Source organism: Sphingomonas crusticola, from assembly GCF_003391115.1.
Classification (GTDB): Bacteria; Pseudomonadota; Alphaproteobacteria; order Sphingomonadales; family Sphingomonadaceae; genus Sphingomonas_I; species Sphingomonas_I crusticola.
In genome coordinates this window covers 2,397,812-2,422,374 of record NZ_QTJP01000001.1, presented here as the reverse complement: position 1 = coordinate 2,422,374, position 24,563 = coordinate 2,397,812, and the positions used below count along the sequence as shown (strand labels likewise).

The window sequence follows — 24,563 nt, the reverse complement described above, 5'->3', positions numbered from 1 at the left end:
TCGCCATCTATAGCGCCCCCACCGCCGCGCGGAACGCTTCGCCCCGCGCCTCATAATCCTTGAACTGATCGAACGAGGCGCAGGCCGGCGACAACATCACCACCTCGCCCGGCTGCGCCGCCGCCGCCGCGTCGTTGACCGCCTGGGCGAGCGTGCCGCTTTCGGTCACCGGTTTGCCGGCCTGTCGCAAGATGTCGGCGAACATCGGCCCGGCCTGGCCGATCGTATAACCGGCGTGGACATGGCCGAAGAAGGGCGCGCAATCGTCGAGATCGTCGGTCTTGGGCAGGCCGCCGAGGATCCAGTGGATCGCCGGGTAGGCGGCGAGCGCGGGCGCGGTCGCGGTCGCGTTGGTCGCCTTGCTGTCGTTGACGTAGAGCACGCCGGCCTTTTCGGCGACGCGCTCCATGCGGTGGGGCAGGCCCGGGTAGGTACGCAGGCCTTTGGCGACGTTTGACTTCGAAACGCTCAGGTATCGGCAAGCTTCGACGGCAACTGCGGCATTTTCAAAGTTGTGCGGCCCCTGCAGAGCAGGCCAATCGGATTGCGGCCCAGTCCAGCCCTCTGCCTTATTGAGTGAGCCGATCGGGTCAGTTTCGAGCATACTCCATTCCCGATAGGGTTCAATTTCGTCAGCGATGTTCGAAACCGCACCATTGTCCGCCACCAGGATCGAGAGATGCCGGCTCGTTTGCATGTCGTAAAATAGCCGAGCCTTGCTCGCCGCATAGGCTTCGAAACCATCGTAGCGATCGAGATGATCCGGCGTAATGTTGGTGAGCACCGCGACATCGCAATCGAGGCTGAAGGTCAGGTCGATCTGATAGCTCGACAGTTCCAGCACATAGACGCCGCCTGCCGGAAGCGGATCCTGGCTCAAGATCGGCAGGCCGATATTTCCGCCCATCAAGGTGGGCACGCCGGCGGTTTCGAGGATGTGGTGGATCAGCGCCGTGGTGGTGGACTTGCCGTTGGTGCCGGTGATGCCGACCACCTTGTGCGGCGGCAGGCTCGGCCGGGCGAGCGCGAACAATTCGATATCGCCGATCACCGGCACGCCTGCGGCGCGCGCCTTGGCGGCGATTGGGTGTTTGTTGAGCGGCACGCCGGGCGAGACGACGACCCCGTCGAAGCCTGCCAGGTCGATCTCCAGCGGGTCGGCGAGCGTCACGCCGGAGACGGCGGCGCGCGCCTCCTCGCGGCTGTCCCACGCGACCACCGTCGCCCCGCTCGCCAGCAACGCCTCGACCACCGCCACGCCGGAGCGGGCGAGGCCGAGGACGGCGTAGCGTTTGCCGCGGAAGGCGGGGCTGGTGATCACCGGAGCTTGAGCGTCGCGAGGCCGATGAGCGCGAGCACGAAGCTGACGATCCAGAAGCGGATCACGACCGTCGGCTCGCTCCAGCCGATCTGTTCGAAATGATGGTGGATCGGCGCCATCTTGAAGATGCGCTTGCCGGTGCGCTTGAAGAAGAAGACCTGCAGGATCACCGACACCGCCTCGACCACGAACAGGCCGCCGACGATGCCGAGCACGATTTCGTGGTGGGTCGAAACCGCGATCGCGCCGAGCGCGCCGCCCAGCGCCAGGCTGCCCGTATCACCCATGAAGACGGCCGCGGGCGGCGCGTTGAACCACAGGAAAGCGAGACCCGCGCCGATGATCGCGGCGGTCAGCAGCACCAGATCGCCAGCGCCAGGAACGTGCGGAATGCCGAGATAATGGGCGAATTTGGCGTTGCCGACGAGGTAGGCGATGACGAAGAAGGCCAGGCTGGCGATGATAACCGGCATGGTTGCCAGCCCGTCCAGACCGTCGGTGAGGTTCACGGCATTGCCGAAAGCGACCATCGTGAACGCCGCGAACAGCACGTAAAACGGGCCGAGATCGATCACCGGGCCATTATAGAAGGGCAGATAGAGCGTCGTGCTGTTGCCCGAGACGATGATCCAGGCGGCGGCGCCGGCGACGATGAACTCCATCAGCAGGCGGACCTTGCCCGAAACGCCCTTGTGGCTGCGCTTGGTGACCTTGTCGTAATCGTCCATGAAACCGATCGCGCCGAAGCCGATCGTCACCAGCAGGCATGCCCAGACATAACGGTTGTTGAGGTTCATCCACAGCAGCATCGAGACGGCGACCGAAGTCAGGATCATCAGCCCGCCCATCGTCGGCGTACCGACCTTGGCGAGGTGGGTCTGCGGGCCGTCGCTGCGGATCGGCTGGCCCTTGCCCTGGCGGATGCGCAGCCAGCCGATGAAGCGCGGCCCGATGATCAGCCCGAGAAACAAGGACGTCAGTGCCGCCGCACCCGCGCGGAAGGTGATGTAGCGGATGAGGTTGAGGACGTGGGGAAAGCCGAGATGTTCGGCCAGCAGGTACAACATGTTTCTATCCCCCGGCCAAAGCGTCGACGACGCCGGCGAGCCCGACCGAATTCGATCCCTTGACGAGAACCGCGTCGCCCGGTGCGATCAGGCTGGAAGCCTGCGCGGCGGCGGCAGCGGCGTCGGGCACATGGACGAACTCGACACGTCCCTCAAGGGCTTCGGCGAGGGGTTTCATCTCGGTCCCGACGAGCAGTGCGAGTCCCACGCCGGCTGCCGCGATCGGCGCGGCGAGATCGGCGTGATGGCGCGCCTCCTCGGGCCCGAGCTCCCGCATCGCCCCGAGGATCGCGACCTTGCGCCCCCGCTCCTGCCCCAGCATCGCCAGCGTTGCGCGCATCGAGGCGGGATTGGCGTTGTAGCTTTCGTCGATCAGCAGGGCATCGCCGTCGGGCAGATGGATCGTGATGCGCTGGCCACGCCCCGGCAGGCCGGCCAGGTCCGCCAGCGCGAGACCGGCAGCCGCAAGATCGCCACCGGCCGCCTCCACCACCGCAAGCACCGCCAGCGCATTGGTAACCCAATGTTCGCCCGGCGGGCCGACGGTAAAACTAAGCTCCGCGCTGCGCAGCTTTGCGCGCACGAGCGTCCCGCGTGGACCGGAAACGCCGTCGCGCGCATGGACATCGGCCGCCGGATCGCGACCAAAGGTGACGATTTCGGCCGCATAAGGCCGGGCGGCAGCGATCAACCGATCGCGATGCGGGCTGTCATAGGGGATGATCGCGGTGCCGCCGGGCTCGAGCCCCTGGAAGATCTCACCCTTGGCGTCGGCGATCGCGCTTTCGTCGGCAAAGAAGGCGCCGTGCGCGAGCGCGACCGTGGTCACTAATGCGACATGAGGGCGGACGAGACGCGTCAGCGCCGCCAGCTCGCCGGCATGATTCATCCCCATTTCGAACACGCCGAAGCGCGTTTCGCGCGGCATGCGTGCCAGGCTGAGCGGCACGCCGACATGGTTGTTATAACTCTTGAGCGAGCGATGCGCCCGGCCCGGGGCGGCCCGGTCGAAGGCAGCGAACAGCGCCTCCTTGACACTGGTCTTGCCGACCGATCCGGTGACGCCAACCACCTTCGCCGCCGTACGCGCGCGCGACGCGACGCCGAGCGCGTCGAGCGCATTTGCCGTATCGGATACAAGCACGTGAGGACCGTCGACCGGCTGCGACGCGAGCACACCCGATGCGCCCTGGGAGAGAGCCTGACCGACGAAGCGGTGACCGTCGGTTGCTTCACCCTTGAGCGCGACGAACAGGTCACCGGGGCCGACCTCGCGTGAATCAAAGGCGACGCCGCGAGCTTCGAATTCCAATGAGGCACGGCCGTTGGTTGCGGCGGCGATCTCAGCGGAAGACCAGAGCGCCGTCATCCCGCGCATTCCCGCGCGACCTGCACGTCGTCGAACGGCAGGATACGGTCGCCGACGATCTGGCCCTGTTCGTGGCCTTTGCCTGCGAGCAAGACGATGTCGTGGGCGCCTGCTGCGGCGATGGCGGCCGCAATCGCCTCGCGGCGGCCCCCAATCTCGATCGCCTGCGGCGCGCCCGCGAGAACCTCACGGCGGATGAAGCTTGGGTCTTCCGAGCGGGGATTGTCGTCGGTGACGATAACATGATCGGCCAGCCGCGCGGCAACTTCGCCCATCAGCGGCCGCTTGCCGCGGTCGCGATCGCCGCCCGCGCCGAACAGGACGATCAGGCGGCCAACGGTATGTGGGCGCAGCGCCTCGATCGCGGCTTCCAGCCCGTCCGGCGTATGCGCATAATCGACGTAGATAGGCGCGCCGGCACGGCTGATCGCCGCGCGCTCAAGCCGGCCCCGCACCGGCTGGACCCGCGCCAGCCGCGCGAGGATGTCGCCAAGCTCGCCGCCCGTCGCCAATACCAGACCAGCGGCGGTGAGCGCGTTGGCGGCCTGGTAGGCGCCGATCAGCGGCAGGTTGAGGCTGTGCGTTTTGCCTTCGGCTTCGATCGTCAACGTCTGGCCAAGCTGGGTCGGCTGGCGCCCGACGATCTTCAGCGTCTCACCTTTTGCGCCAAGCGAGATCAGTCGCAGGCCGCGCTCGGACGCGATCTCGGCGACGCGGGTCGAAGCCGGATCGTCCATCCAGACGACTGCCGCACCATCGGGTTCGACCACTTCGCTGAACAGGCGCAGCTTGGCCTCCAGATAGGCCTCCATCGTGCCGTGATAATCGAGATGATCGCGCGACAGGTTGGTGAAGGCGGCAGCGTGGACCGGCAGGCCTTCGGTCCGGAATTGCGACAGGCCATGGCTCGATGCCTCGAACGCGGCATGGGTCACGCCCTCGCGGCGCAGGCCCGCCATGTTGGAAAGGAAGGTGGCGATATCCGGCGTGGTCAGGCCAGTCGAAACCGAATCGTCGGCGGTGGTGACGCCCAGCGTGCCGATCGAGGCAGCATGATAGCCGGCCATCCGCCACAGCTGGCGGGTCAGCTCGACGGTCGAGGTCTTGCCGTTGGTGCCGGTGACCGCGACGACATGCTCGGGAAAGGGGGCGAAGAATTTGGCGGCGGCATACGCGAAGGCGCGGCGCGGCTCCGGATCGGCGACGTGGACCGCGCCCTCAACGAGCGCCTCCGGCCGGGCGAAGACCGCGACCGCGCCGGCGGCGATGGCGTTGGCGATATAATCCTCGCCATTGGAGACGGTCCCGCGGAAGGCGCCGAACACCGTGCCGGGCGCGACTTTGCGGCTGTCGATCGCGAAGCCGGTGACGCGCGTGTCGACTCCTGTTTCCGTCTCGCCGATCAGCTCACTCAAGAACATTCTTACCGGGCACCTTCTTCTCGGCCAGCAAAGCCATCAGGTCGGACACATCGATGTCCTTGTCCAGTTCCGGCCTGATGCCGAGCAGAGGTCCGACGCGCGCAGTGATGCGGCGCATCAGGGGTGCGGTCATCCAGCCCGCCGTCTTGAAGCCATAGGTCGCCTTGCCGGCCTTGGCATCGTCGAGGATCGTGACCACGACATAGCGCGGATCGTCCATCGGGAAGGCGCCCGCGAATACGGTGATGTTGGCACTCTTGCTATAGCCACGTCCGACCACCTTTTCCGCAGTGCCGGTCTTGCCGCCGACCCGCAGCCCTGCCGCGTTGGCGTTGGTGCCGGTGCCTTGCAGCACGACCAGCCGCATGAATTCGCGCATCTTCGCGCTCGTCGCCTCGGAGATGACGCGCTTGCCCGGCACCTGAGCGCCGGCGGGCAGCTTGAGCAGGGTTGCGGGACGGAGGATGCCGCCATTGGCGAGCGCGGCATAGGCAGTGGCGAGATGGAGCGGCGTGACGGCGATGCCGTGACCATAAGCCGTGGTCATCACGGTAGTGCGCGCCCAGTAAGACGGGAATTGCGGAAAGCCGCGCTCGCGCAGCTCGATCGAGGGGCGCTGGTCGAACCCGAGCCTGCGGAAGAAAGCCTTGGTACGGTCGGCGCCGATCTGGTCGGCGATCTGCGCAGTGCCGATGTTCGATGAATACGTCATCACCTCCGGCACGGTCAGCGCCCGGTGCATCGGCTCATCGTCGTGGATGGTGTGGCCGCCGACGTGGAGCGGCGAGGACACGTCGAACTTCTGCGACATGTCACTCAGCACGCCAAGCTCGAGCGCATTGGCGAAAGTCAGCATCTTGAAGGTCGAGCCGAGCTCATAGGTCGACTGGGTGACCTTGTTCGACATGTTGGCCTGATCGCGCAGCGGCGCGTTGGGGTTGATGTCGGGCAAGGATGCCATCGCCAGCACCTCGCCGGTGTGAACATCGAGAATGACCCCCGCGCCGCCGACCGCCTGGGTCTCGGTCATCCGCTTTGCAATTTCGCTCTCGAGCGCCGCCTGGACGCGCGTGTCGATCGAGAGGGTGACGGATTTGCCGGCCTTCAGATCGTCGTCGAAATAGCGCTCGACACCGATCCCGGTGAGCTCTTCCTTGCGCGTGCGCGGATTTTCCACCTGCTGCGAATAGCCCAGCACATGGCCGGCCATAGCCGATTGCGGAAACAGGCGATGCGATTCGCTCAGCAATAGCATGCCCGGATCGCCCAGCGCATGGACGGCGGCGGCGAGTTCCGGGGGGGCGGGCTGGCGCAAATAGAGGAATTTGCGCTTGCCGAAGAGGATGCGGCGATATTCCAGCACCGACTTCTCGGGCATCAGCTGGTTGAGCTTCACCGCGAGCGCATTCTTGTCGCCCAGGATCTTCTGCGGGTTAACCGCAATCGCCCATAATTTGATGGTGGTAGCGAGCGGCTGGCCGTTGCGGTCGAGAATTTCGCCGCGCTCCGCCGCGGTCGCCGCGCCGGAGTTCGTATCCGCGCCGCCGAAGAGGCAGATCTGAACCAGACGCAGACCGATCACCGCCGTGACCAGCATGAACAGCAGCATGATGCCCATCAGGCGCTGCTGCGCGATCCCCAGCGGACCGGCGGCCGGCGCGGCATCGCGCAGCTCGACCCGCACGGCGCGGTCGAGGTTCAGTGCGGCGGGCGCGTTCACCGCGCCGCCTTGAGGCTGTCCTTGGACCCCGTTGCTTCACGCGCCGCCAGCAAGCCGATGTCGGCAGGGAGCAGCGATTTGGCCGCACGCTTCGCGGGCTTGTCCGGAGTCGGCGCCGTCTTAGGGGAAGGCCGGCTTGGTTCGAACGATACTTTGGCGATCAGCGGCGTGGATGCCGCCGGCGCCAGGCGATCGGGCGCGGGCCGAACATAGGTCGCGGTACGCAATAATGGCTGCGCCACCGTCATTTCCGGGAGGCGGGTCACCGCCCCCGGCGGCGTGGGTGCCGGCTGAACCGATGGCGGGCTCGACGGCGTGAACGCAACCTTGTCGATAGCCCCCTGTTGCGCAACGATCGCCGGGTCGAGCGGCAGCGCCGGCTGGCCCTTACGCCCATAGAGGCTTGCCAGCTGCACGCCGTTGGCGACGAACTGGCTCGGGCGCGGCGCCTGCAGTGCGAGCACGTCCATATTCCACCGTTCGAGCTGGCCCATGCGGCCGCGCACGCCGATCTCGGTCTGGAGTTTGGCGATCTCGTCATGGGTCTGCTCGATCTGGCGATCGACCTTGAGCAGGCCCGCCCGTTCGGCCGCGACCGACTGCGACACCAGGTAACAGCACAGGGCCGCGGCGGCGACGCCGGCGACCTGCCACACCGCGCTAAGACGCGTCGCGACGATCATGACGCATGACCTTTCGTCGCCCAGGGGCTTGCCGCGGTGCGCCGGGCGACGCGCAACGTGGCGGAACGGGAACGGGGATTGCGGGCGAGCTCGGCCTCACCGGCGCGGATCGGCTTGGCCACCGCTTCGAAGCTGGGCGTGCGGACGGCGACCTCGGGGAGATGGCGCGAACCGGCGGGCGTGCCGCTGCGCTCCTTGAGGAAGCGCTTGACGATGCGGTCCTCGAGACTGTGAAACGACACCACCGCCAGGCGGCCGCCCGGCGCGAGCGCCTGCTCGGCGGCGGCGAGGCCGTCTTCCAGCTCGCCCAGTTCGCGGTTCACGTGGATGCGGATCGCCTGGAAGGTTCGGGTCGCCGGATCCTTCTTGTCATGCTCGCGATAGCCGAGCGCACGGCGTACCACCGCCGCCAGTTGGGACGTGCGGGTGATCGGCCGCGCCGCGACGATGAAGCGGGCGACGCGGCGCGACTGCCGCTCTTCGCCCAAATGGAAGAGCACGTCGGCAATCTCTTCCTCGTCCGCGCCGTTGACGAAGTCGGCGGCGCTCATGCCCGACTGGCCCATGCGCATGTCGAGCGGACCGTCGGCCTGGAACGAAAAGCCGCGATCCGCGCGGTCGAGCTGCATCGAGGAGACGCCGACGTCGAACGTGACACCATCGACCGCGTCGATGCCGCGTTCCGCCAGGGCAGCGCCCAATTCCGAGAAAACGTCGGCCACGAGTTCCAGCCGGCCGCCGCTCTCGGCCACCAAAGCCTGGCCCTCGGCGATCGCGTCGGGATCCCGATCGAAGGCGATAACCTTGGCACCCGCGCCGAGCAGGGCACGCGTATAGCCGCCGGCGCCGAACGTGCCGTCGACATGGATTTCGCCCGGACCTGGTGCCAGGCCGGCGATCACCTCATCGAGGAGGACCGGAATGTGGGGGGCAGGCGCGCTCACGAAGCGCTCCGCTCTTCGAGATACATGTCGAGCATTTCGAGCACGACCGGATTGTCGGCGAAGCCGATCCGGGCGTTTTCGGGGCTCCAGATCTCGAAATAATCTTCCATGCCGACGAAGAAGGCGAGATCGCCGATCTTGCCGAGCTTGCGCAGAATAGGGGAAAGCACCATCCGCCCCGCGCCGTCGAACGCCACCGGGGTCAATGCGGTCAGTTCGTTGCGGCGAGCGCCCTCATGGGCTTCGCGGCGCGCGGCGGCGGGCAAATCGGCGACGCTGTCGCGCAACTCGGCAGAGAGATCGCGCAGGCCAAAGGCATCGTAAGCGCGCAGGCGATCGCGCTTGGGGTGCGGCGCGATCATCAATTCCTTGTCGGCGTCCTTGCCGCCTTCGTTCTTGGCGCGGCGGTCAATCTGGGTGCGGAAGGCGGCAGGCACGGACACGCGTCCCTTCGCGTCGACCGCGTTCAGTGCATGCCCGACAAAGAACGTCTCCCTGACCACCTGTTCGTTCCGCCCTGTTGCCGCGGAAGTGACGCGCCCCGTCCTTCCGTCGGTCGGCGCCGGGACGCGTGGTGCGCGCCTCCATTGCCGGATGAACATGGATTAGCATGGGTTCACTATGGGTATCAATACCACTCGATGGGCGTGACTGTGTATGCCGTGGTTTAGCAGGCTGAACAAATCCCTTGAAAAACGGCACAAAACCGCCGTTTCCCGCCTACGAGAGCCTGTGGACAAAAATGTGGGGCGAAAATTTACGCGACGCGGCGTTTAAGAACGGGGCTCAGCGTGCCGGAATGTGCGGCTTTGCCTGTTGTGGGGCGGCCGATTCCTCAGGAGGCGTATTGCCGGGGGCAACCCCCAATTCGGCAAGCGGCTCGCTCGGGGCGGAGTCGTTCGCAACCGCGTCGCTCTTCGCGCTGCGATCGGCGCCCGCGACGTGCAGGAAGGTCGTGGCCAGCATCACCAGCAGGAACACCCAGGCGAGCCCGATCAGGCCGATGCGCACGCGATGCATGTCGCTTCTCCCAGGATGCGCGCTGAGGCCGTCATCTTGCAAAGATAGCATCAACCGGTCGCTTGGGAACCGGTCAGCGACGTAGCCAGTCCGGCGCATGCAGATCCCTGGCCTTGAGCCAGGCAGGATTGAACAGGGTCGACAGGTACCGCATCCCGGAATCGCACAAGATCGTGACGATCGTCTTGCCCGGCCCCAGTTCGCGCGCCAGCGCCATCGCGCCGGCGACGTTGATGCCCGACGACAGGCCGAGGCACAGCCCCTCATGCTTGAGCAAAGCGAAAACCTGCTCCAGCCCCTCCGCGTCCGAGATACGAAATTGCGTATCCACCGGCGCGCTTTCGAGATTGGCGGTGATGCGGCTCTGGCCGATCCCCTCGGATACGGACGAGCCCTCGGCCCGCAGCTCGCCATGCGCATAATATTCGTAGAGCGACGCGCCATGCGGATCGGTAAGCGCGATCACCACGTCGTCGCGCTGCTCTTTCAGGCCGAGGCCGACACCCGCCAGCGTGCCGCCCGTGCCGACCGCACAGGTGAAGCCGTCAATGCGTCCGCCGGTCTGCGCCCATATTTCGGGCGCGGTGGTGCGAATGTGGGCGAGCCGGTTGGCGATATTGTCGAACTGGTTCGACCAGAGCGCACCCGGCGTTTCTTCCGCGATGCGGCGCGACATGTGCACATAATGGGCGGGGTTGGAATAGGCCGTCGGAGCGACCTCGATCAGTTCGGCGCCGAGGGCGCGCAGCGTATCCTTCTTCTCCTGGCTCTGCGTTTCAGGGATGACGATGGTGGTGCGATAGCCTTTCGCGTTACCGATCAGCGCCAGGCCGATGCCGGTATTGCCCGCCGTCCCCTCGACGATCAGCCCGCCGGGGGCGAGCGTGCCATTGGCCTCGGCATCCTGGATGATGAACAGCGCGGCGCGATCCTTGACCGACCCGCCCGGGTTCATGAATTCGCACTTGCCGTAAATGTCGCAGCCGGTCGCCTCGCTGGGTCCCGTGAGGCGAACCAGCGGCGTGTTGCCGACGAGAGCCGGCACATCCTGAGCGGTAATTGTCATCATCGGGAGATAGGCAAGGGCCCGGATCGGGGCAAGCAAGCTTCGATTTTAACCGGCGAGGCCACGCTTCGGCGCAATCCCTCGTCGCATAATTCGGGAAAGAGCGTCAACACTCTTGACGTAATTGCCGCAGTCGCGAAAGAATGATCCGCTATGAACCATATCCTCCTCCGCGCTTTGCCGCTCGCCGCCCTCACCCTTCTCTCCGCTTGCGACATGAAGCCGACCACGATCGTCGGCGGCGGCCCCAGCGATCCCACCGCCAACACGATCGCGAACGCACCGCCGGTCAAGCTGCCGCCGGCGATGCTGGCCAGCAAGTCCTATCGCTGCAAGGACAACAGCCTGATCTTCATCGACTGGTTCAACGACAATATGACCGCGAACCTGCGCCTCAAGGAGAAGACGGCGTCGCCGACCAACCTGACTGCACCGAGCGCGGGCGCCCCCTATGTTGGCGGCGATTATACGCTGACCGGCAGCGCCACTGCCCCGTCGGTCACCCTTGCGAAGGGCGGCGCGAGCCAGGCCTGCGACGGCTAATAATCCGCAAATCGACCATTTCAGGCCGGCGGAGACCTCTTCGCCGGCCTTTTTCTTTGGACGCTACGCGTTGCTTCGCTATCGGCTCGCGACATGAGCGAGATCACGCCTGCCATCGTCGCCGAGCACGGCCTGTCCCCGGAAGAATATGAGCGCGTCCTGCATGCGCTCGGCCGCGAGCCCAATCGCACCGAATTAGGCATCTTCTCCGTCATGTGGTCGGAGCATTGCAGCTACAAATCGTCACGCCTGCACCTGAAGAAGCTGCCGACAAGCGGGCCCCAGGTGATCTGCGGCCCGGGCGAGAATGCCGGCGTTGTCGACATCGGTGACGGCCAGGCCGCCATCTTCAAGATGGAGAGCCACAACCATCCGTCCTATATCGAGCCCTATCAGGGCGCCGCGACCGGCGTCGGCGGCATCTTGCGCGATGTCTTCACGATGGGCGCGCGCCCGGTAGCGAACCTCAATGCGCTGCGCTTCGGCCGGCCCGACCATCCCAAGATGCGCCACCTGATCGCGGGCGTGGTGCATGGCATTGGCGGCTACGGCAATTGCGTCGGCGTGCCGACGGTCGGTGGCGAGGTCAATTTCCACGCCGCTTATGACGGCAATATCCTGGTAAACGCTATGACGGTCGGCGTCGCGGAGACCGACAAGATCTTTTATTCGGCCGCATCCGGCATCGGCAATTCGATCGTCTATGTCGGCTCCAAGACGGGTCGCGACGGCATCCATGGCGCGACCATGGCTTCGGCCGACTTCGGCGAGGATTCGGACGAGAAGCGTCCGACCGTCCAGGTCGGCGACCCCTTCACCGAGAAATTGCTGATCGAAGCCTGCCTCGAATTGATGGCATCCGATGCGATCGTCGCGATCCAGGACATGGGCGCGGCCGGCCTCACCTCCTCCAGCGTCGAGATGGCGTCCAAGGGCGGGGTCGGTATCGAGCTCGACATGAACGCGGTGCCGTGCCGCGAAACCGGCATGACGCCCTATGAGATGATGCTGAGCGAGAGCCAGGAGCGTATGCTGATGGTGCTCAAGCCCGGGCGGGAGGACTTCGCCGAGGCGATCTTCCGCAAATGGGAGCTCGATTTCGCGGTGATCGGCCACGTTACCGATACCGGCCGGATGGTGCTCACCTTCAATGGCGAGACCGTGTGCGACATCCCGCTCGGCCCACTCGCCGACGATGCACCGCTTTACGACCGCCCGCACGTAAAGACCGAAGTGCCCGCACTTCCAGCCAATTTGCCCGACAGCATTGATCTTGCGGCCGACCTGCTCACCCTGATGGGCTCACCCGACCTCGCCTCGCGCCGTTGGATCTGGGAGCAATATGACCACATGGTCGGTGCCGACACCGTCCAGCGCCCGGGCGGCGACGCCGCGGTGGTGCGCGTCCACGGCACCGAAAAGGGCATTGCGATCAGCACGGACTGCACGCCGCGTTATTGCTATGCCGACCCGTTCGAAGGCGGCAAGCAGGCCGTCGCCGAATGCTGGCGCAACCTCACCGCGGTCGGCGCCAAGCCGCTTGCCACCACCGATTGCATGAATTTCGGCAACCCGCAGCGGCCCGAGATCATGGGCCAATTCGTCGGCTGCATCGAAGGCATGGCGGAGGCCTGCACCGCGCTCGACTTCCCGATCGTGAGCGGCAACGTCTCACTCTACAACGAAACCAAGAATGAGGACGGCAGCGGCAGCGCCATCCTGCCGACGCCGGCAATTGGCGGCATCGGGCTGCTCGCCGACTGGAAGCGATCGGTCGGCATCGGCTTCAAGGACCGGGGCGACATCATCCTGCTGGTCGGGGCGCGCAAGGGGCACCTCGGCCAGTCGCTATGGCTGCGCGAACTGCATGGCTTGGACGGCCGCGAGGCAGGCCCGCCGCCGACCGTCGACCTGGCGGCCGAGCGCAAGACCGGCGATTATGTACGGGCGGGCATCGAGCAGGGCTGGATCACCGCCTGTCACGACGTCTCCGATGGCGGCGTCGCGGTCGCGATCGCGGAGATGGCGCTGGCCGGCAATTGCGGCGCGTTGATCGACGGTGCCACACCGTTCGGCCTCGCCGGCTCCTATTTCGCCGAAGATCAAGGTCTGTATCTCGTCACGGTGCACGATCCCGCACTGCTCGGCTTCCTCGCAGGTGCGCAGGCCAACGGCATCGAAGCCGAACCGATTGGCCGCACCATCGCCAACCGCATCATCTTCGAATGCGAAACCGGCGATCATTGCGTCACCCTGGACGCCTTGCGTGCGGCGCACGAAGGCTTCTTCCCCACCCTGATGGGCGCGGACGCGGCACTGGCTTGATCAGGTGGATGCGCGCCTCCTCCCCGCGCTTGCTCGGGGTGAGACGGAATGACAGTCTCTCGTAACGCACCTCGCATCGCAACCCTCGACGTCATCCGCGGCTTCGCGGTGTGCGGGATACTGGCGATGAACATCGTCTCGATGGGCGAGCCGGGATATGCCTATGTCGATCCCAATTATTATGGCGGCGCGCACGGCGCCGATCTCGCCGCGTGGGCGATCGCCTATGTGCTGGTCGACGGCAAGATGCGCGCGCTGTTCACGATGCTGTTCGGCGCATCCTTGCTGCTGATCACGGATGCCGCGGAGGATCGCACGCCGGGGCCGGCGCGCGTCCATTATGCGCGCATCTTCTGGCTGTTCGCGTTCGGCATGCTCCACGCCTGGTTCGTCTGGTACGGCGATATATTGGTGGAGTACGCCATATGCGGCGCGATCGCCTTCTTCGGGCGCAACTGGCGGCCGAGCGCGCTCGCCTTCGCCGCTTTGTGCCTGATCGGTTTCGACGCAATCCAAAGCCTGGTGCAATGGCACGATATGGGCGTGCTGCATCGGCTGGCGACTGGTCCCAACCCGCCGGCCGATGCCGTGCGGGAATGGCACAAGGTGCTGACACAGGTCGTACCCGATCCGGCCGCCATCGCTCGCGAACTGCGTCTTTATCATGGCGGGCTGCTCGATGTCTTCGCCGCGCGCGCGCCGATGACATGGATGATGCAATCCGCGGTGCTGCCGGCAGTGATGCCCGGCACGCTCGGCTTCGTTCTGCTCGGCATGCTGTTGTACCGGGTCGGCTTCTGGACGGGCGACTGGAGCCCGCGCGCCTATCGCTGGGTGATCGCAAGCGGCGGCCTCGCGCTGCTGCTATACGCTCCGTTGGTGCGGGCGATCGTCACCCACCGCTTCGATCCCGCTTTCCTCCCGCTAGCGGATGTCTTCACGCTGTTGCTGCGGCCGTTCCTGGCGCTGGCTTATGCCGCGGGCCTGATCGTGGCGCTGCAGGCCGGCGCAGCGCGTTGGCTGACGGCGCGTCTTGCCGCTGCGGGGCGGATGGCCTTTTCCAACTACCTTGGCACCAGCCTGATCATGACGACCATCTTTTATGGTTATGGCCTCGGGCTGTTCGGTTTGTTGTCGCGCGCGCAGCTCTACCTCCTCGTCCTCGGCCAATGGCTGCTAATCCTCGGCTGGAGCCAGCCTTGGCTGCGGCGCTTCCGCTACGGCCCCTTCGAATGGGCGTGGCGAAGCCTGTCGCGAGGCGAGGCGGTCAGCTTTCGCAAAGCTATTGCGAGTTAGTCGCAGTATCGCTAAATGGGCTCCGAGGAGTCTTCGATGGTCGTCTGCCACTGCAATGCGATTAGGGAAAATGAAGTGCGCGAGGCCGCACGGTCCGGCGCGCAATGCCCGTACAGCGCTTATGCCGCGCTCGGACGGCGCCCGCGTTGCGGCCAATGCATTCCCTTCGCGCGCGAGCTGATTGCCGAAGAGCAGCGGGCGGCCGCCTGACCAACTTCCTAAGAACGACTCGCGCGAGTCGTTCGCGCTTCATTTTCTCCGCACCTTCGGTCTAAGCGCGTCTCTAACACGGGAGGCGGCCATGAAGGGCGACGCGAAAGTCATCGAATTCCTCAACGTCGCGCTCAAGAATGAGCTGACCGCGATCAACCAATATTGGCTGCATTATCGCCTGCTCGACCATTGGGGCATCGCGCGGCTGGCCGAATATGAGCGGCACGAATCGATCGACGAGATGAAGCATGCCGACATGCTGTCGGAGCGCATCCTGTTCCTCGACGGCCTGCCCAATTTCCAGATGCTCGGCCGGCTGCGGATCGGTGAGACCGTCGAGGAAGTGCTGCGATCCGACCTGGCGCTGGAAGGTGAGGCGATCCCGCCGCTGCGCGACGCGATCGCGCATTGCGAGGAAGTGCGCGATTACGTCACGCGCGACCTGTTCCGCCGGATTCTCGACAATGAGGAGGAGCATGTCGACTTCCTCGAGCGGCAATTCGACATGATCGAACGGATGGGTATCCAGAATTACGTCCAGCTTCAGTCGAAGCCGGCGCAGGAGAGCTGAGCTCGCCGAGGCGCGATTTGTTGCCGGATTATGGCGCCCGCGATACGAAGAAGCCGCCGTCCCGATCGCTGACCGTCCAGCCATGCGTGGCCGCCAGTGCCGTAATCTCGCCGGGCGCTGCCGGGTCGTCGGCGAGGATCGTCACCGCGTCGGCGGTGCGCAGCGCGCGTGCCAGACGCAATACCGGCCATGGGCAGCGCATCCCGCGCGCGTCGACGACAATGTTCATTTATTGCCGAATGGATTGGCGGGCGCACGCACTGTGAGACGCACGGGAATCCCGCCGAAATTGAGGTCGCGGCGGATGCCGTTGACGAGATAGCGGCGATAGCTTTCGGGCAATTGATCGACCCGCGTGCCAAACAGGATGAAGGTCGGCGGACGGGTGCGCGCCTGGGTGAGATAGCGCAGCTTGATCCGACGGCCGCCCGGCGCGGGCGGCGGGTTGGCGGTGATGGCGCGTTCGAACCAGCGATTCAGTTCGCCGGTGCCGATGCGGCGCGACCAGGCCTCGCGTGTCTCGAAGGCAACCTCGAGCAACTGATCGATACCCCGCCCGGTAAAACCGGACACGGTGATCAGCGGCAATCCTTTGACCTGCGCCAGCCCCTCGTCGAGCGCGGCACGAATGCCCTGGAATAAGGACGGCGCATTCTCGGCGACATCCCATTTGCTGACCGCGATGATCAGCGCGCGGCCCTCGTCGATCACCTGGGATGCGATGCGCAGATCCTGCGCCTCTAGCCCGCGCGTCGCGTCGAGCAGCAGCACCACCACTTCGGCAAAGTCGATCGCGCGCTGCGTATCGGCGGCGGACAGCCGTTCGAGCTTGTCCTCGACCTTGGCCTTGCGGCGCAGGCCGGCAGTGTCGATCAGCCGTACCGGGCGGGTGCTGCCGTCCTTGGCGCGCCATTCCCATTCGATGGCAATCGAATCGCGCGTGATGCCGGCCTCCGGGCCGGTGATCATCCGCTCCTCGCCGAGCATCTTGTTGACGAGCGTCGACTTGCCGGCGTTGGGGCGGCCGACGATGGCGAGCTTGAGCGGGCCATTCTCCTCGTCCTCTTCTTCCTGATCGACCTCGTCCTCGTCGCGCTCGATATGGGGCCGCAACGCCTCGAACAGGTCGACCAGGCCCTCGCCATGCTCGGCCGAGAAGGGAATGGGATCGCCGAGGCCAAGCCGGAACGCCTCCAGCAAGCCGCTCTCGCCGGCTTTGCCCTCGGCCTTGTTGCCCATCAGGATGACCGGCGTGTCGCTGTTGCGCAGCCAGCGCGCAATCTCCTCGTCGAGCGGCACGACGCCGACCCGGGAATCGATCAGGAACAAGGCCGCGTCGGCCTCGTCGACGGCGGCCTGGGTCTGCATACGCATCCGCCCGGGCAGGCTCTGCGGATCCTCATCCTCGAAGCCGGCGGTGTCGATGATGCGGAAATCGAGGCCGAGCAGGCTCGCCTCCCCCTCGCGCCGATCGCGGGTTACGCCCGGCCGATCGTCGACCAGCGCCAGCTTCTTGCCGACGAGACGGTTGAACAGGGTGGATTTGCCGACATTAGGTCGGCCGATAATGGCAACGGTAGGAAGGGGCATGGCCGCCCTTCTAGGGTCCAGACCCGCTATTGACGAGTCTGGACCTGCCGCGCGGGGCAGATCATCCGTGCGGCATTGGTGCGCCGATCAACGCCAGCTGGAAATACGGCCCTTGGCATCGATCAGGTAGAGCATGTTGTTGGCGACAACCGGCGGCAGATAGAAGCTCTTGCCGGCCTTGACCTCGGTCCCGATCTTGCCGTCGGCCACGGCGACGTTGACGAGCTGACCGCGGTCGCTGACCACCAGCAGCCGGCCGCCCGCGAGGGTCGGTCCATACCAGCTGATCGGCTTGTCCTTTTTCTTGGGATCGCGGTAGCGCGGCAGCTGCGAGATCCAGCGGATCTTGCCGGTCGTGCGGGCAATGCAGATCAGCTTGGCCTCGTCGGTCATTACGAACAGCCACTCGCCCGCCAGCCACGGCGTGTTGATACCGCCAATGGTGAGTTCCCACTGCCGCTGGCCACTAACCAGATCCATCGAGACCATGCGGCCGCCCTGTCCGATCGCGTACACCTTGCCTTGATCGACGACAGGAGAAGCATCGATATCCGAAATGACCGAGACCGAGGTTGAGATCGAGGTGCGCGAAAGCTGATCCTGCCAGACGATCCGCCCGTTTTCGAACCGTAGCGCCGAGAGCTCACCCGAAGAGAAGCCGGCGACGACCGTCCCCTGCGCGATCGCCGGCGTGCCGACGCCGAATACGCCCGACGTCTGGAGGGTCGCCGAGACCGTCCAGACGGTTTCGCCGGTGGCAGGATTGAGCGCGAGAATTTGATTGTCCTGGGTCAGGACGTAGATGTTGCCGCCGCCGATCGCAGGCGCGCCGCGCAACGGGCCGCCGGGACGGACCTTCCACAACAATTTGCCCGTCGCCGCATCGAGCGCGGCTGCGTCGCCGCGGCCCGTCGTCGCGAACACCTTGCCGCTGTCGACGCTGACGCCGCCACCGAACAGGACCACGCGATCACGCTTGGTGCTGTCGAGCGCGGTCTGCCACAGGCGCGCGCCGGTCGCCGCATCGAATGCGTGAACCACCGCGGCGGCATCGACGATGAACAATTTGCCGCCGGAAATGGCGGGCGGCGAGCCGATGCGCTGCGTGATGTCCCCGCCGATGATGGTGGCCGACCAGGCCTGGTTGAGCGCAGCGGGAAGCGAGGGATTGCCCATCGACTTGCTGGCATTGCCACCGGGCTGGGTCCACTCCGCATTGACGACGGGATCGGGCACCGTGACCGGCACGTCGGCCAGGCTGGGATCCACCACCACGTCGCTGCCGGTATTGAGCACCGACACGCGTTGCCCCAGCACGGCCGTCTTGGGTCCGCGGTCGACATGACGGTTGAACAGGCCGCACCCGCCGAGCGTGGCGGTCAGCGCCAGCGCGGCCGCGATACGGCCACGACGCGAGCTCATGATCATGATCATTCCTTGGGTGCGCCTTGCGGCGTGATGACACCGACCGTCTGGCCGAGCCCGGTCGCCATGCCGGCGGCGCGGCCACGGAGGCCGGTTGGGACATTGGTATCGCGCGCAATCGCCGCGAACAGCGGACCAGCGAGATCGCGGCGGCCCATCTTCAGATAGGCGATCGCGGTAAGCTCGCCCGCACTACCGAACCAGGCCGCATTGGGCACCGCCAGCGGCTTGAGGCGGGAAACAACCTCAGAAGGCGGGAGCGTATCGAACTGCAGCGTGGTGGCGCGAATCAGTGCCAGATCGCGCGTCGCCTGTGGAAGTTTCTCATCCCTGGCGATCGCCTGATAATTGGCGGCAGCCGCGACCGGGTCAGTCTTGGCGGTGATCCCGGCCTGCGTCAGGCGCGCCATGGCGCGGTAGCCGTCGTGCGGCGAGGACGCGAGTTCACCAATGCGCTTATCGGTGGGTTGCGCACGGCCGATATCGACGTCGCCGATCAGCTGGGAAAGCTTCTCACCCTCCATGCCCGCCTGCTCGGCGCGATGATTGCGCCACCACAGGAACCCGCCCAGCGCGATCAACAGCACGAGCACGAGCACGCCGATCACGCTGCCCCACTTTTTGGCGAGGCCCGTCATCTGATCGCGGCGGAGGTTTTCGTCGACTTCGCGTAGGAACGCTTCGTTGTCGGTGGGCGTCAGCGCCAAACAGTCTCTCCTGGATTCCGCGCGCATGCGGACATGCGCGCCTCTCTAGCGCCGACTCTGCCTGAACGGAAGCTGTGCGAGTGGAGGAAGAATCGTGGATGGGTGAACGCTGTTGCCGGAACCTTATCGGCCATGCAGGACTGGACAGGAGACAGCGGCCCAACCGGACTGGTAGATGATCATCATGTCTTCGGAGAACAGGCTCATGCGCGGGCGAAATCTTCCAGTCGAACGGCAAGCTGTCCGATGGAGCGCAGCCGCGTGACCGGCGTGCGGCGCAGCGCCGGTCTCGAGCGCGGCTTTCTCATGCTGCTCGTCATACTCGTCACGCTCGCTTTCCTGTGGCTGGTCGCGCCGTTTGCCGGGGCTATCCTATGGGGCGTGATCGCCGCCGTGCTGTTCGCGCCGTTGAATGCACGCTTCCTGCGCGCGAGGCCGGGCCGCCCGACGCTGACCGCTTTGCTCACCTTGCTCGTCATTACCGCCGTGGTGATCGTACCGGCCATGCTGCTCGGAGCCGCGCTGCTGAACGAGGCATCCGGCGCCTATTCCCGTATTCGCGCGGGCGAGATCGATCTTGGCCGTCTGTTCGTTCAGCTCGAGGCGCATCTGCCAGGATGGGCGCAGCGCTGGCTTGAAAGCGTCGGCCTCAGCGATCTGGAAGGCGTGCGCAGCAGGATCTCGCGGAGCCTTTCGAGCAGCTTCCAGACGGTTGCCGGCCAACTCCTCAGTATCGGCCAAAGCGCATTCGGCTTCTTTCTCGCGCTCGGCGTGATGCTGTATCTTACCTTCTTCCTGCTACGCGATGGTGAGGCGATCGCGGCGAAGGTCGAACGCGCGCTTCCGCTTCCCGCCGATCAGCGCGACGCTCTGGTAAGCAAGTTCGTCGCGGTGATCCGCGCGACGATCAAGGGCAGCCTGATCGTGGCGCTGCTCCAGGGCTTGATCGGCGGGCTCACCTTCTGGGTGCTCGGCATCCCCAGCCCTTTATTGTGGGGCGTGGCGATGGGGATCTTCTCCTTGTTCCCGGCGGTCGGCACCGGCCTGGTTTGGGTTCCGGTCGCGCTCTACCTGCTTGCAACCGGTTCGGTGTGGCAAGGTATCGTGCTCGCTTTGTGCGGCTTCTTCATCATCAGCAGCGTCGACAATGTCGTGCGCCCGATCCTGGTCGGCCGCGATGCGCGCATGCCGGATTATGTCGTGCTGATCTCCACCCTCGGCGGCTTCGAGATGATGGGCTTCAACGGTTTCGTCGTCGGGCCCGTCATCGCCGCTTTGTTCATGGCGGTATGGGATATTTTCAGCAGAGCGCGGGATCAGCCCGTCACCGCCCAATCCAAATCATCGTAGCCACCGACGGACGGCGAACGCACGCGAAGAACGCGACGCCGCCAGCACGGGCTGCAGACGGGGTGGGCCAGCCGCCTCCGTCAGCGACCCGCCTGGCATCAGTCGTCCCGCGTGGACAGGCCCGCGAGAAGCGAAGCATAGGCGGCGAGCCTATGGGATACGAAGTCCGTGAAGAGCCGCACGCGCTTCGTCTTCCGTGTCTCGCCTTGGGTGAGAAGCCAGAGCGTTCCATACATGTGCAACTCGGTGCCCGGCACCCGCACCAGCAGGGGGTCGGGATCTCCGACGAAGCATGGCAGGGTCGTGATCCCGAGACCTTGTCGTACGGCCGCGATCTCCGCCCCGGCATCCGTGACCCTGAACGGAACGCCGGTAGTGCGGACCTCCCCCCCGCTGGCCCAATCCGGAATGCCGTGCATGCTTATGACGATCCAGCGGATCGGATCGGGCGTGCCCGCGCGCGATGCGGCCAGGCGATCGCGGGATATGTAGACGCCGCCGAACAGCTCCGGGCCCTTCAGGCCGTGAAGATTGAGCGGCAGGGTCTGGCGGTCGTAAACGACCCTGATCGCCACGTCGGCCTCGCGGTTCGTCAGGTTTGCCAGCTCGCCGGACGACAGGATTTCCATTTCGATGTCCGGATGCAGACGCGCGAAATCGGCGAAGTCCGGCATGAGCAGGTGGGTGGCAAGGATGGGTGTCAACGTCACCCGCAAAAGCCCGCGCACGCTTTGGTCGCGCCCGAGGACACGCGTCTCCAGCTGATGCGAGGACGCTTCCATCTGGGCTGCAAGCTCGAGGACCTCCTCCCCCGCAGCCGTCAAGCGGTAACCCGAAGGCAGCTTTTCGAACATCTGCGCCCCAAGACGTTCCTCCAACTGGGTGATGCGCCGCAACACGGTTGAATGGTTCACCCCAAGGCGCGCGGCGGCAGCCCGCACCGAGCCTCCGCGAGCGGCGGCAAGAAAATAGCGGACGTCATCCCAGTCTATCATGGTGCGTTCTCGCGCCGCGCGATGCGGATTCGATTCCTCCCCTTTCTAGCACGCTGAAGCGTGACGGGCGCGGACGATCACCTTGCCGGATCGATTTTGCACCACCGATGTGCGCGATTTCGCACTGATGGGCCGGCAGTGGCGGACCCATGTTGAGGTCCGGGCGGCTCCGCCAGCCGAAACCTGAGACCGCGAACGAAGGATGCACGACATGACGAGATTGAATGAAAAGACCGCCGTCATTACCGGCGGCGCCACCGGGATCGGCCTCGCCGCTGCAAGGCGCTTCATCGAAGAGGGTGCCGTCGTCTTCATCTACGGCCGTCGGCAGGACGCACTCGATGCCGCCGTTGCCGAGCTCGGGCCCAATGCCCGCGGGGTGAAGGGCTCGGTCTCGGACGAGGCCGACCTCGACCGGTTTTACGCGGCGGTGAAGGCCGAGCGCGGAACGCTCGACGTCGTCTTCGCGAATGCGGGGGCGGGAAGCCCGCTTGCGCTCGGCCAGATCACCGCCGAGCATATCGACGATACCTTCGCCACTAATGTGAAGGGCACGATCTTCACGGTCCAGAAGGCGTTGCCGCTAATGGGCGCGGGCGGGTCGATCATCCTGACCGGATCGAGCGCCGGCACGACCGGCGCCCCCGGATTCACCGCCTACAGCGCCAGCAAGGCCGCCGTGCGCAACCTCGCGCGGACTTGGGCGGAGGACCTGAAGGGCACCGGTATCCGGGTCAACGTGCTGTCGCCGGGGCCGACGGCGACCGAACTCGCCAAGGCAGCGCTCGGCGAGGAGGGTCAGAAAGCCTACGGCTCGATGACCGCGCTCCAGCGCATGGGCGATCCCGCGGAGGTCGGGGCGGCGGCTGCCTTTCTCGCTTCGGATGACAGCAGCTTCATGACCGCCAGCGAACTCGCCGTCGACGGCGGGCTGGCGCAACTCTGACCCCGGTGCGGCCCATGCCGCGTCCCCACTCAACGAAGGATAAGACTATGAAAAAGCTACAAGGTAAGATCGCCGTCATCACGGGCGGGAGCAGCGGAATCGGGTTGGCTACCGCCAAGCGCTTCGTGGAAGAAGGCGCGCTGGTTGTGATCACCGGACGACGCGAGAAAGAGCTGGAGGAGGCCGCAGCCTCGATCGGCGGGGACGTCACGACGGTCGTGGGCGACGTGTCGCGCTTGGACGACCTGGATCGGCTTTACGCCGCCGTGAAAGAGAAACATGGCCACATCGACATTCTCTTTGCGAACGCCGGCGCGGGTACGATCGCCCCGCTCGCGACAGCGACCGAGGCCCATTTCGACCAGACGTTCGACGTGAACGTGAAGGGACTGTTCTTCACCGTGCAGAAGGCGCTTCCGCTTTTCAGGGACGGCGGCTCGATCATCCTCACCTCGTCGGTTTCCAACGTGTTGGGGCTGCCGGGCTTCAGCACCTACGCGGCGAGCAAGGCGGCGGTGCGCAATTTCGCGCGCGCCTGGACGCTGGAGCTGAAGGACCGCAAAATCCGCGTCAATTCCATGAGCCCCGGACCAATCGATACTCCGGCACTGGCGACGACGACAGGTCTGACGCCTGAACAGGCCGAGCAAGCCGTCGCCCAGTTCACCACACAGATCCCGATGGGTCGCAGGGGCGAGCCCCAGGAGATTGCGGATGCCGTCACATTCCTCGCGGCCGATGAAAGTTCTTACATCACCGGCGTGGATCTCGCCGTCGACGGCGGCATGGCGCAGGTCTGAGCCCGGCATCCCGCAAATCGGAGAAATGATATGAGCTACGCAATCATCGGCTTCGGCGAGATCGGCCAGACTCTCGCCAAGGCGTTTGCCCGCAAGGGCATCGAAGTGTCCGTTGCCACCACGCGCGATCCGGAAAGCTTCGCGGCGGTCGCGGCCGCGATCGGCCCGGGGATCATCCCCAAAACACTGGCGGAAGCCGTCAAGGCGGACATCATCTTTATGGCCGTGCGCTTCCAGTCGCACCCGGACGTCGCCAAGGCACTGCCGAACTGGCAGGGCAAGATCATCGTCGATGTCACCAACGCCTATGGCGTTCCCGATGAGGAACTGGGCGGACAGCCTTCCGCCCGGGTCGTCGCCCAGGCCTTCACCGGCGCAAGGCTAGTCAAGGGCTTCAACCATCTGGTCGCTTCCGTCCTGGTTCAGGATCCGGCAGTCCATGGTGGCCGCAGAGTCCTATTCCTGGCGAGCGACGATGACGCTGCCGCGGATGAGATTGGGGCGCTTGCGGAACAGCTCGGGTTTGCGCCGATCAAACTTGGCGGACTTTCGGAAGGCGGACTGCTTGTCCAGGCGCACGGCAACATCTGGGGTCGGTTGATCTTCAAGGACCTCGTCAAGTTCGACTGACGAACGCGGCTTTCCCACCGGCACAGTGACCGGATCGAACCGACAAGATCCGAGGGAAATGGAGAAAATGCCATGAGCATTGAGAAGAACATCCAGAGCGTGAAAGACTTCTTCGCCGCGGCCTTCGGCGGGGACAGCGCGACCATGCTCGCGCTTGCCGCCGAAGATATCGAGTGGATCGTTCCGGGCGAGGACTGGCCGCTGGCCGGAACGCACCGGGGACATGCCGGGCTGACCGAACTATTGAAGACGGAGTCCGAAACCATGGAGCTGTCGCTCTCGGAGCCCCGGGAGTATATCGCGCTGGGCGACAGGGTTCTGGTCGTCGGCTATGCCGAAGGAAAGGTCAAAGCCACGAACAAGCCGTTCACGGATGACTGGATCTTCGCCATCACGGTCCGCGACGGCAAGCTGACGAACATCCGCGAATATGTCGACACGCAGGCATTGGCGCGGGCCGCGGCCGTGTCGGACCCTGAGAATGCAGCAGATGTGCCGGGGGACGGCAGCGATCTGCGCGCTTCATGATGGCCAGCGCCGCCCAGGCGCTGCATAGATTGT

25 protein-coding genes are annotated in these 24,563 nt (G+C 65.5%); 10 read left to right on the top strand and 15 right to left on the bottom strand.

What is annotated here, in order from left to right; translation table 11 throughout:
* Positions 1–7: 7 nt before the first annotated feature.
* The 10 genes from murD to DX905_RS11535 all read right to left on the bottom strand — a co-directional run bounded on the left by murD (position 8) and on the right by DX905_RS11535 (position 10,611).
* A complete protein-coding gene (gene murD / locus DX905_RS11580) occupies positions 8–1,321 on the bottom strand; it encodes a UDP-N-acetylmuramoyl-L-alanine--D-glutamate ligase (RefSeq protein ID WP_116091478.1) in 1,314 nt (437 codons plus the stop codon).
* Positions 1,318–2,388: a phospho-N-acetylmuramoyl-pentapeptide-transferase gene (gene mraY / locus DX905_RS11575; protein ID WP_116091477.1), complete on the bottom strand. Its 1,071-nt coding sequence runs from the start codon at positions 2,386–2,388 to the stop codon at positions 1,318–1,320. The genes murD and mraY overlap by 4 nt, the downstream gene beginning before the upstream one ends.
* 4 nt (positions 2,389–2,392) lie before the next feature.
* Positions 2,393–3,757, bottom strand: coding sequence for a UDP-N-acetylmuramoyl-tripeptide--D-alanyl-D-alanine ligase (locus tag DX905_RS11570; protein WP_116092515.1), 1,365 nt, complete (start codon positions 3,755–3,757; stop codon positions 2,393–2,395).
* Positions 3,754–5,178: a UDP-N-acetylmuramoyl-L-alanyl-D-glutamate--2,6-diaminopimelate ligase gene (locus DX905_RS11565; RefSeq protein ID WP_116091476.1), complete on the bottom strand. Its 1,425-nt coding sequence runs from the start codon at positions 5,176–5,178 to the stop codon at positions 3,754–3,756. Before DX905_RS11565 ends, DX905_RS11570 begins: the two co-directional genes overlap by 4 nt.
* The gene (locus DX905_RS11560) at positions 5,165–6,898 is read right to left on the bottom strand and encodes a peptidoglycan D,D-transpeptidase FtsI family protein (RefSeq protein WP_240320826.1); all 1,734 of its coding nucleotides are present in this window, start codon (positions 6,896–6,898) and stop codon (positions 5,165–5,167) included. The genes DX905_RS11565 and DX905_RS11560 overlap by 14 nt, the downstream gene beginning before the upstream one ends.
* Positions 6,895–7,581 (bottom strand): hypothetical protein, encoded by a 687-nt coding sequence (locus tag DX905_RS11555; RefSeq protein ID WP_116091475.1) that lies wholly within the window; start codon positions 7,579–7,581, stop codon positions 6,895–6,897. Before DX905_RS11555 ends, DX905_RS11560 begins: the two co-directional genes overlap by 4 nt.
* Positions 7,578–8,525 carry a 16S rRNA (cytosine(1402)-N(4))-methyltransferase RsmH gene (rsmH, locus tag DX905_RS11550; RefSeq protein WP_116091474.1) on the bottom strand — a complete coding sequence of 316 codons (948 nt, stop codon included), beginning with the start codon at positions 8,523–8,525 and terminating at the stop codon, positions 7,578–7,580. Before rsmH ends, DX905_RS11555 begins: the two co-directional genes overlap by 4 nt.
* Positions 8,522–9,028, bottom strand: coding sequence for a division/cell wall cluster transcriptional repressor MraZ (locus DX905_RS11545; protein WP_162875578.1), 507 nt, complete (start codon positions 9,026–9,028; stop codon positions 8,522–8,524). Before DX905_RS11545 ends, rsmH begins: the two co-directional genes overlap by 4 nt.
* 283 nt (positions 9,029–9,311) lie before the next feature.
* The gene (locus DX905_RS11540) at positions 9,312–9,545 is read right to left on the bottom strand and encodes a hypothetical protein (RefSeq protein ID WP_116091472.1); all 234 of its coding nucleotides are present in this window, start codon (positions 9,543–9,545) and stop codon (positions 9,312–9,314) included.
* A 73-nt stretch (positions 9,546–9,618) separates the two neighbouring features.
* Positions 9,619–10,611, bottom strand: a complete 993-nt coding sequence (locus tag DX905_RS11535) for a cysteine synthase A (RefSeq protein ID WP_116092513.1) — start codon at positions 10,609–10,611, stop codon at positions 9,619–9,621.
* Between the two features lie 153 nt (positions 10,612–10,764).
* Between DX905_RS11535 and DX905_RS11530 the strand changes: the two genes are divergently transcribed.
* The 5 genes from DX905_RS11530 (at position 10,765) to bfr (ending at position 15,559) form a co-directional block, all read left to right on the top strand.
* Entirely contained in the window at positions 10,765–11,154 is a 390-nt protein-coding gene (locus DX905_RS11530; RefSeq protein WP_116091471.1) for a hypothetical protein, read from the top strand.
* A gap of 93 nt (positions 11,155–11,247) precedes the next feature.
* Positions 11,248–13,479 carry a phosphoribosylformylglycinamidine synthase subunit PurL gene (purL, locus tag DX905_RS11525; RefSeq protein ID WP_116091470.1) on the top strand — a complete coding sequence of 744 codons (2,232 nt, stop codon included), beginning with the start codon at positions 11,248–11,250 and terminating at the stop codon, positions 13,477–13,479.
* Between the two features lie 48 nt (positions 13,480–13,527).
* On the top strand, positions 13,528–14,775 hold the full coding sequence (locus tag DX905_RS11520) for a DUF418 domain-containing protein (protein ID WP_116091469.1): 1,248 nt from the start codon (positions 13,528–13,530) through the stop codon (positions 14,773–14,775).
* A gap of 36 nt (positions 14,776–14,811) precedes the next feature.
* Complete coding sequence (locus DX905_RS11515; protein WP_116092512.1) at positions 14,812–14,985, top strand: (2Fe-2S)-binding protein; 174 nt, start codon at positions 14,812–14,814, stop codon at positions 14,983–14,985.
* A gap of 91 nt (positions 14,986–15,076) precedes the next feature.
* Positions 15,077–15,559, top strand: a complete 483-nt coding sequence (gene bfr, locus DX905_RS11510; protein ID WP_116091468.1) for a bacterioferritin — start codon at positions 15,077–15,079, stop codon at positions 15,557–15,559.
* Positions 15,560–15,587: 28 nt separating this feature from the next.
* Here bfr and DX905_RS11505 read toward each other — a convergent pair whose 3' ends face one another.
* The 4 genes from DX905_RS11505 to DX905_RS11490 all read right to left on the bottom strand — a co-directional run bounded on the left by DX905_RS11505 (position 15,588) and on the right by DX905_RS11490 (position 19,281).
* On the bottom strand, positions 15,588–15,788 hold the full coding sequence (locus tag DX905_RS11505; protein WP_116091467.1) for a sulfurtransferase TusA family protein: 201 nt from the start codon (positions 15,786–15,788) through the stop codon (positions 15,588–15,590).
* The gene (gene der / locus DX905_RS11500) at positions 15,785–17,149 is read right to left on the bottom strand and encodes a ribosome biogenesis GTPase Der (RefSeq protein ID WP_116091466.1); all 1,365 of its coding nucleotides are present in this window, start codon (positions 17,147–17,149) and stop codon (positions 15,785–15,787) included. Before der ends, DX905_RS11505 begins: the two co-directional genes overlap by 4 nt.
* Positions 17,150–17,236: 87 nt before the next feature.
* The gene (locus DX905_RS11495; RefSeq protein ID WP_240320825.1) at positions 17,237–18,577 is read right to left on the bottom strand and encodes a PQQ-like beta-propeller repeat protein; all 1,341 of its coding nucleotides are present in this window, start codon (positions 18,575–18,577) and stop codon (positions 17,237–17,239) included.
* 2 nt (positions 18,578–18,579) lie between these two features.
* Complete coding sequence (locus tag DX905_RS11490) at positions 18,580–19,281, bottom strand: tetratricopeptide repeat protein (RefSeq protein WP_116091465.1); 702 nt, start codon at positions 19,279–19,281, stop codon at positions 18,580–18,582.
* Positions 19,282–19,527: 246 nt separating this feature from the next.
* Here DX905_RS11490 and DX905_RS11485 point away from each other — a divergent pair, with 246 nt between their 5' ends.
* On the top strand, positions 19,528–20,631 hold the full coding sequence (locus DX905_RS11485; protein ID WP_205412246.1) for an AI-2E family transporter: 1,104 nt from the start codon (positions 19,528–19,530) through the stop codon (positions 20,629–20,631).
* 98 nt (positions 20,632–20,729) lie between these two features.
* On the opposite strand, the gene DX905_RS11480 is transcribed toward DX905_RS11485, so the two are convergent.
* A complete protein-coding gene (locus DX905_RS11480) occupies positions 20,730–21,626 on the bottom strand; it encodes a LysR family transcriptional regulator (protein ID WP_116091464.1) in 897 nt (298 codons plus the stop codon).
* A gap of 211 nt (positions 21,627–21,837) precedes the next feature.
* On the opposite strand from DX905_RS11480, the gene DX905_RS11475 reads away from it, so the two are divergent.
* The 4 genes from DX905_RS11475 (at position 21,838) to DX905_RS11460 (ending at position 24,530) form a co-directional block, all read left to right on the top strand.
* Positions 21,838–22,572 carry an SDR family NAD(P)-dependent oxidoreductase gene (locus tag DX905_RS11475; RefSeq protein WP_116092509.1) on the top strand — a complete coding sequence of 245 codons (735 nt, stop codon included), beginning with the start codon at positions 21,838–21,840 and terminating at the stop codon, positions 22,570–22,572.
* A 47-nt stretch (positions 22,573–22,619) separates the two neighbouring features.
* Complete coding sequence (locus DX905_RS11470) at positions 22,620–23,372, top strand: SDR family NAD(P)-dependent oxidoreductase (RefSeq protein WP_116091463.1); 753 nt, start codon at positions 22,620–22,622, stop codon at positions 23,370–23,372.
* Positions 23,373–23,402: 30 nt separating this feature from the next.
* Complete coding sequence (locus tag DX905_RS11465) at positions 23,403–24,002, top strand: NADPH-dependent F420 reductase (RefSeq protein ID WP_116091462.1); 600 nt, start codon at positions 23,403–23,405, stop codon at positions 24,000–24,002.
* Between the two features lie 72 nt (positions 24,003–24,074).
* Positions 24,075–24,530 (top strand): nuclear transport factor 2 family protein, encoded by a 456-nt coding sequence (locus DX905_RS11460; RefSeq protein WP_116091461.1) that lies wholly within the window; start codon positions 24,075–24,077, stop codon positions 24,528–24,530.
* Positions 24,531–24,563: the final 33 nt, after the last annotated feature.

What these genes read in the sequence shown, in the direction of transcription:
- mraY (WP_116091477.1), bottom strand. Translation starts at nt 2,388, where the DNA reads ATGTTGTACCTGCTGGCCGAACATCTCGGCTTTCCCCACGTCCTCAAC.
- DX905_RS11570 (WP_116092515.1), bottom strand. Translation starts at nt 3,757, where the DNA reads ATGACGGCGCTCTGGTCTTCCGCTGAGATCGCCGCCGCAACCAACGGC.
- DX905_RS11565 (WP_116091476.1), bottom strand. Translation starts at nt 5,178, where the DNA reads ATGTTCTTGAGTGAGCTGATCGGCGAGACGGAAACAGGAGTCGACACG.
- DX905_RS11555 (WP_116091475.1), bottom strand. Translation starts at nt 7,581, where the DNA reads ATGATCGTCGCGACGCGTCTTAGCGCGGTGTGGCAGGTCGCCGGCGTC.
- DX905_RS11540 (WP_116091472.1), bottom strand. Translation starts at nt 9,545, where the DNA reads ATGCATCGCGTGCGCATCGGCCTGATCGGGCTCGCCTGGGTGTTCCTG.
- DX905_RS11535 (WP_116092513.1), bottom strand. Translation starts at nt 10,611, where the DNA reads ATGACAATTACCGCTCAGGATGTGCCGGCTCTCGTCGGCAACACGCCG.
- DX905_RS11530 (WP_116091471.1), top strand. Translation starts at nt 10,765, where the DNA reads ATGAACCATATCCTCCTCCGCGCTTTGCCGCTCGCCGCCCTCACCCTT.
- purL (WP_116091470.1), top strand. Translation starts at nt 11,248, where the DNA reads ATGAGCGAGATCACGCCTGCCATCGTCGCCGAGCACGGCCTGTCCCCG.
- DX905_RS11520 (WP_116091469.1), top strand. Translation starts at nt 13,528, where the DNA reads ATGACAGTCTCTCGTAACGCACCTCGCATCGCAACCCTCGACGTCATC.
- DX905_RS11515 (WP_116092512.1), top strand. Translation starts at nt 14,812, where the DNA reads ATGGTCGTCTGCCACTGCAATGCGATTAGGGAAAATGAAGTGCGCGAG.
- bfr (WP_116091468.1), top strand. Translation starts at nt 15,077, where the DNA reads ATGAAGGGCGACGCGAAAGTCATCGAATTCCTCAACGTCGCGCTCAAG.
- DX905_RS11505 (WP_116091467.1), bottom strand. Translation starts at nt 15,788, where the DNA reads ATGAACATTGTCGTCGACGCGCGCGGGATGCGCTGCCCATGGCCGGTA.
- der (WP_116091466.1), bottom strand. Translation starts at nt 17,149, where the DNA reads ATGCCCCTTCCTACCGTTGCCATTATCGGCCGACCTAATGTCGGCAAA.
- DX905_RS11495 (WP_240320825.1), bottom strand. Translation starts at nt 18,577, where the DNA reads ATGATCATGAGCTCGCGTCGTGGCCGTATCGCGGCCGCGCTGGCGCTG.
- DX905_RS11485 (WP_205412246.1), top strand. Translation starts at nt 19,528, where the DNA reads ATGGAGCGCAGCCGCGTGACCGGCGTGCGGCGCAGCGCCGGTCTCGAG.
- DX905_RS11480 (WP_116091464.1), bottom strand. Translation starts at nt 21,626, where the DNA reads ATGATAGACTGGGATGACGTCCGCTATTTTCTTGCCGCCGCTCGCGGA.
- DX905_RS11475 (WP_116092509.1), top strand. Translation starts at nt 21,838, where the DNA reads ATGACGAGATTGAATGAAAAGACCGCCGTCATTACCGGCGGCGCCACC.
- DX905_RS11470 (WP_116091463.1), top strand. Translation starts at nt 22,620, where the DNA reads ATGAAAAAGCTACAAGGTAAGATCGCCGTCATCACGGGCGGGAGCAGC.
- DX905_RS11465 (WP_116091462.1), top strand. Translation starts at nt 23,403, where the DNA reads ATGAGCTACGCAATCATCGGCTTCGGCGAGATCGGCCAGACTCTCGCC.
- DX905_RS11460 (WP_116091461.1), top strand. Translation starts at nt 24,075, where the DNA reads ATGAGCATTGAGAAGAACATCCAGAGCGTGAAAGACTTCTTCGCCGCG.